3 protein-coding genes and 2 pseudogenes are annotated in these 6,253 nt (G+C 40.9%); 2 read left to right on the forward strand and 3 right to left on the reverse strand.

All coding sequences use genetic code 11. From position 1 onward, the window contains the following. Nucleotides 1–55: 55 nt before the first annotated feature. The 3 genes and pseudogenes from MKL33_RS02270 to MKL33_RS02280 all read right to left on the reverse strand — a co-directional run bounded on the left by MKL33_RS02270 (nucleotide 56) and on the right by MKL33_RS02280 (nucleotide 3,855). Nucleotides 56–1,146: pseudogene (locus tag MKL33_RS02270) on the reverse strand (IS3 family transposase). A gap of 139 nt (nucleotides 1,147–1,285) precedes the next feature. Next, complete coding sequence (locus tag MKL33_RS02275) at nucleotides 1,286–3,031, reverse strand: sensor histidine kinase (protein WP_333724934.1); 1,746 nt, start codon at nucleotides 3,029–3,031, stop codon at nucleotides 1,286–1,288. Between the two features lie 104 nt (nucleotides 3,032–3,135). After that, nucleotides 3,136–3,855: a response regulator transcription factor gene (locus MKL33_RS02280; RefSeq protein WP_270906382.1), complete on the reverse strand. Its 720-nt coding sequence runs from the start codon at nucleotides 3,853–3,855 to the stop codon at nucleotides 3,136–3,138. Between the two features lie 148 nt (nucleotides 3,856–4,003). On the opposite strand from MKL33_RS02280, the pseudogene MKL33_RS02285 reads away from it, so the two are divergent. Further along, nucleotides 4,004–4,595 (forward strand): annotated as a pseudogene (locus tag MKL33_RS02285) (IS5 family transposase); the annotation flags it as partial. Between the two features lie 195 nt (nucleotides 4,596–4,790). Next, nucleotides 4,791–6,253: ESPR-type extended signal peptide-containing protein (locus tag MKL33_RS02290; protein WP_270906383.1), on the forward strand; the 1,463-nt coding region annotated here is incomplete at its 3' end.

Below are 6,253 nucleotides of genomic sequence, written 5' to 3' on the forward strand. Positions count from 1 at the left end.
AACGATACCCTCATCTGGTAATCCTCCCATAAATAACTGAATTTAAAAGTAGAGGTTAAGCAGCCATCAAAGGTGGTTTGCCTCCGTTAGCTTGATGTGGTCGTTCATGATTGTAGTGCCACAACCACTGTGTTGCATAATCTTGTACTTGCTCCAATGTATCTAACAAATGTTTGCTCACCCAACTATAACGCATTGTACGATTGTATCGTTCGATATAAGCATTTTGTTGTGGCTTGCCTGGTTGAATATATTCAATACGGATACCATGCTCAGCTGCCCAACGTACGAATTCGTGGCTGATAAATTCAGGTCCTGAGTAGCATTGCTACGCAAGGCAGCGAATCACAAGCGGTTTGTCTCTCCATTCGAGCAATTGGTTAAGTGTACGAATGACGCGCAGTGCAGGCAGTGAAAAACCTGCTTCAATCACTAAACCCTCACGTCGATAGTCGTCAATTACGTTAAGCAAACGGTAACTTCGTCCATCACTTAACTGATCATGCATAAAATCCAATGACCATACTTGATTTGGATGAGTTGGTTCCTTCAATGGTTCAGGTACATGTCGTTTTAATCGTCTTCTTGGTTTGATCCGCAGATTCAATGCCAGCTCACAGTAAATACGGTAAACACGCTTATGATTCCAACCACACTTCTCAACATGGCGTAGATAAGAGAAGCATAGCCCGAAGCCCCAATCTGTATTTTCTTCGGTGAGTTCAATCAATTGTTCTGCAATCAGTGCATTGTCATCGTTCAATTTGGACTGATAACGGTAGCAGGTTTCACTGATACTAAATGCACGGCAGGCCAAACGAATACTGACGGCATGATCACCAACGGCTTGTTGTGCCATCTGACGACGACAAGATGGCTTTACCACTTTTTTGACATGGCTTCCTGAATGATTTCAGCTTTAAGCCGCTCTTCAGCATACATCTTTTTTAGCTTGGCATTTTCGGCTTCTAGTTCTTTCAATCGAGTAATTAATGAGGCATCCATGCCGCCATATTTAGCCCGCCATTTGTAAAAAGTCGCATTACTCATACCATGTTCACGGCAAAGGGTGGCAACAGGCGTGCCAGACTCCGCTTGTTTCAAAATAGACATAATCTGACTGTCAGTAAATTTAGATGTTTTCATGCAGAATCTCCTGCTTTGATCTTAAGAGAAAATTCTACTTTTACATCCTTTTATTTTTAGGGGGGATTACCCATTTTTCAAATTATGGAATTAGTAGTGCTCTTTCTCGGAAAAAGTTTGCAAGTAATGAAAATAGAAGCTAAACAGGCAAGCAGGCCTTTAAACAGGTTCTTCCAGCCTCGGATTGAACCGTAAGATGTCCACCCAGCCGCTCCAGACGTGTTTGCATACTTCTTAGCCCAACACTCATTCCTGCATTTTTAACAGCTTCTACATCAAAGCCAATGCCATTGTCTTCAATGTCCAGTACCAGTTGCCCATTGGAGAAAGACAGGGCGCATTTTACCGATGTTGCCTGACTATGTTTCAGGATATTGGTCAGGGCTTCTTCTGCGACTCGAAGCAATGTTAAACACACCAGCGGAGTTGGCTGTTTTTGCCATGATTCAGGAAAAGACCATTTTGTTGTGATGTCCAGCTCATCAAACAGTTGAGTGAAACGATGCCTTAAAGGCGCTCCCCATAAAATGGGTGTGTCAGGCACTTTGGCACCTGTACTTGAACCACTGTCAATCACCTGCCGCAAGTCGTCCCTTAGTATTTTGAGCATGGATAAAAACTGTTGATTGCTGAGATTCGCCTGGCTTTGATCGACTGTGACCATTGATCGGACGAGGGAACCACCCAAACCGTCATGTAAATCATGGGCAAGCTGTAAGCGTTCCTGTAGTTTGGCATTGTCCAGTTCAAGTTGATGTTGGGTATTGAGTGAAAGTGTCAACTCATTTTGGGCTTCAAGAATATTTTGTTTGAGTGTCTGGTTAAAGTTTTCAATTTCTCTTAAATTTTTGGCTAAACGTAATGCCAAAATAATCGCAATGAATAATGTGGTTAAAGGTGCGGTATAAGGCATTAACATGAAATGACTTATCCCTTTTATTAAAAACAACACATCATGAATACTCACGATAATAAAAAAGAGAAATACAAATGCCAGTAAATAAGCTTCCAATAATTTGGAACGATAGGCAATCCATTGATAACTGATAAAATTTATTAATAGAACCAATAGGCCAAGGAAAAAAGTACCCGAGATAAAATTGTATAGCGCGGTATCAGGTAACAGTATGGCCATACCAATCGCAATCAATAGCATCAACAACAAAATTTTTTCTAAACGTGGAAATTTGCGTTGTGCCAAACGCCATGCGTAAAAACAGGAAAATAGGCTATAAGCAAAAAAGCAGGTGATACTGATACGAGCGATTTGTAATGTGGTTAAACCGAAAGGTGCTTCTAGCATAATGGTATTAAACACCACCACGCTCCACATGAGCGTTACTAAGGTAAACCAGCCAAAAAGTTGGTCTTTACGATGAAAAATCCAGACTAAAAAGGCAACAAGACCCAAAGTGAGTGAGGAAATTAAGTTCAGGAACATTAAGACACGTTGTTGATTCCAAAAGACCTGAAACTTAGGCATCACCTCAGTTGCATCACCTAATAAAACCTGACCTAAACCTGAATTCTGTGTCTTAACTCCGATGACACGTACCCAGACAATATTTTCACCCTGTTTAAGGATAGAGGAGGGTAAACTCCAGTAACGAGGCATATTCCAGCTACGGGAAAGTGGTTCAACTAAGGATTGATCTTGCCATAACAGGTCATCATTAATGAAAACCTGACCAGCCATATTGATATAGCTAATCACAATGGTGATTGGTTTTTTTGTTGTGGTTGGACACTGATAATCCCACACGATTTTGTACCATGTACTGCCCGTATAGTAGAACTTACGCTGATCCCAATGATCGGGCAATTTTACATTTTGCCAACCTGTTTCAGGACGTTGAATACCATCTTGCCCAGTGGCTTTTGCCATTTGGACCGACTGAATAGTGGCAGTACAGTGAGTCTGTTCAGATGTAGAAGATGCTGCAAAAACGTTTTGCCCGAGCACAAGCAGCAAGCATAAGCATAGGTATTTTATAAAATACCTAATGAACGTGCGGTATTGATGGCTTTGGATCTGCTGCTGACCGACAGCTTTCGGTAAATATGTTTGATATGGCATTCGATTGTATATTTTGATAAATGAAGAAAATCGGCGATTTCTCGGTTGGTCATTCCCTGAGCAACCAGTTGTAGAATTTCAAATTCCCGAGTTGAGAGTAAATTATTTTGTTCTACCGTCGCCACATCTTTTACTTTTTGTTCAAATGGAATTTTTGACAAAATTTGTTGGGCAATAAATGGGTCAATGGGTGCTCCACCACGTAATATACTACGAATTGATAACATGATTTCGAAATCATCCCGTTCTTTTAAAAGATAACCCGTTGCACCTGCTTGTATTGCTTTTAAAATAGTTTCCTGCGTACTCCATGCCGAGATGACCAAAACAGGTGAGACCTCATCGGTCTGTCTTAAATTTTCTATAAAATCAATACCATTGCCATCGGGTAAACCGAGGTCAACCAATGAAAAGGAAATTGGGTACTGTTTAAGCATGTCTATTGCCTCAGATAAGGTCTGGGCAAAAATAAGGGCGTCTTCTGCATAGCCAATTTCTAACAGTATTCTTTTTAAACGCTGTTGCATGACGGCATCGTCTTCCAGAATAAAGACAGGTACAGGCAAGATCAACTCAGTTTGAGATAGATGAACCATAATAAGACTTAAAAAGTGATTCCCGGTTTCTAGCATAGGCAGAATACAGGGTTTTGGCTATCACTGTAATTTGGTATTTCAGGTTTTATTGGCTTTGTTGCACAAACCTATCTGTAATGTTTTTTTCATCGATATAATTTTCAAATGAAGAAGCCTACACACAAAATCTACCACACAACCAATTGGCCTGCGTCTACTCATAGACTCTACAGGCATGAAGTTTCTAGCTGAGGGCGAATGGAAACGCAAGAAACATGGAGCTGAATATCGTCGCCAATGGCGTAAACTACATATTGGCATAGATGCTAAAACCCTACAAATACGAGCAGTTCAGCTTACAACCAATAATCTCAGTGATTCACAGGTGCTTGGTGATTTACTTAATCAGATTCCACAAGATGAGCAGATTGACTCTGTTTATACCGATGCAGCTTATGACACCAAGCAATGCTGTCAGGCCATTGCAGATCGGCAAGCGCATGCGGTGATTCCACCTAGAAAAAAATGCGAAACCATGGAAAGATAAAAAGATCAGCTCGCTAGAGCCAAACGAATTTCTTCGAACAGTTACACGTTTAGGCAGGACACTATGGAAAAAATGGTCAGGCTATCATCGGCGAAGTTTGGTTGAAACTAAGATGCACTGCATTAAATGATTAGGAGATAAACTCAGTGCAAGGCGTTTTGATAGCCAAGTGAATGAGATTCATGCACGTGTAGCAGGCCTCAACAGATTTACGGAATTAGGTCGACCACTTACCCAAGTTACGCCTTAAATTTAGCTCAATTAGGGGGGCTTTGTATTTCAAATCTTTGTGCAACAAAGCTGTAATATATTTATAGCATCTACCAGATGCTATTTTTTCTCTAAAAAGTTATTACCATTCGTCAGAATACCAGTTTTCAGTGATATACAACTTTGTATGTAATGTTTTGTAATTGTACCAAATGTTTAAAAAACAGGTACAGATATGAACCACATCTTTAAAAAAATCTGGAATAAATCTTTGGGGCGTATGGTTGTTGTTTCGGAGCATGCCAAAAGTGCAGGTAAGACCGACAACACTACAGGTACACAATCAAATAGCCTAAGCAATATTCATGATGATGAGCAAGGAAAAAATTTCGTTTTTTCCTTTAAGCCATTGGTGCTCAAGAGTTTGGTGTTGAGTATTGCAGCGATTACTGGAGTGAATGTTTGGGCAGATGATAACTACGCTCATATTTCAACCGACACGGCTTTAGGTTCAGCGAAAGGTTATGCACATGCAACTACGAAAGAAGCAGGAACAAATAAAATTACCAAAGTGGGTGGCATTACGGTAACCACCACAGGAACAGGTACCAGTCTTGATGATATTGATTCATTTACAGCCAATAGTATCAAAATAACCGACCCAGCCGAAGTTGCAGCGTTTATCAATGCAGCGAAAAAAGGCGGAAATATTGCGATTGGCGATTATAGCAGTGCGATGGGTACAGCAAATATTGCATTGGGTAGTGGCAGCAGTGCGATGGGTTTTGAGAATAGCGCATCAGGTTTTAGTAGCAGTGCAGTCGGTTTTAGAAATGAAGCATCGGGTCAAAATAGCAATGCGGTTGGTGTAAACAATATAGCCTCAGGTAATTCTAGTAGTGCATTGGGCACTTATAATATTGCATTGGGTGGTGCTAGTAATGCCATGGGTTATAACAATGCTGCATCGGGTGCTATGAGCAGTGCATTGGGTTATTTGAATAATGCATCGGGTGTTCATAGCACTGCGGTGGGTTCAGAGAATGTAGCAAGTGCCATTAAGAGTAGTGCATTAGGACACAGAAATCAGGCAACAGGGTTTGGAAGTATAGCAGTCGGGAATGGTTTTAGTCTGCCGGGTCAGGCTTCTATAAATGGTAACACGATTACTTATGGTACTGGTAGTAGTGTGACGACGATTGTGACCTCTTCAAGTGTTTCAGCTAATTCGGATTTATCCAATGTAACTGCAAATGACATTGTTTCTATTAATGGTAATACTACGCTCACTTTGGCACAAAAACAGGTCTTTTTGGATTATGTTCAAGGGTGGAGTAAATCTAATATTTCTTCAGGTATCGCCAGTAGTGCGGTTGGGGTCATCAATAATGCAACAGGTGTAGGCAGTAGTGCCGTTGGTTTTAACAATACAGCAAGCGCAACGAATAGCAGTGTCTTTGGTAGTTATAGCAAAGCCACGCATACAGGCGCAACGGCTTTAGGTAACGACTCTGAAACTGACCGAGACAACAGTATTTCGGTTGGTAAAGCAGGTGCAGAAAAACAAATTACCAATGTTAAGGCAGGTACAGCCGATACTGATGCAATCAATAAAAAACAACTAGACAGCGAAGTTTTAACCTTAAATACAAGGATTGATAATTTACCTACAGGCGGAAGTACGCCAATCGCCAGCGA

It is taken from the genome of Acinetobacter sp. AOR43_HL (assembly GCF_027854635.1).
GTDB lineage: Bacteria > Pseudomonadota > Gammaproteobacteria > Pseudomonadales > Moraxellaceae > Acinetobacter > Acinetobacter pittii.

Coding starts and splice junctions, on each gene's coding strand:
- MKL33_RS02275 (WP_333724934.1), bottom strand. CDS start 3,031: ATGGCAAAAGCCACTGGGCAAGATGGTATTCAACGTCCTGAAACAGGT.
- MKL33_RS02280 (WP_270906382.1), bottom strand. CDS start 3,855: ATGCTAGAAACCGGGAATCACTTTTTAAGTCTTATTATGGTTCATCTA.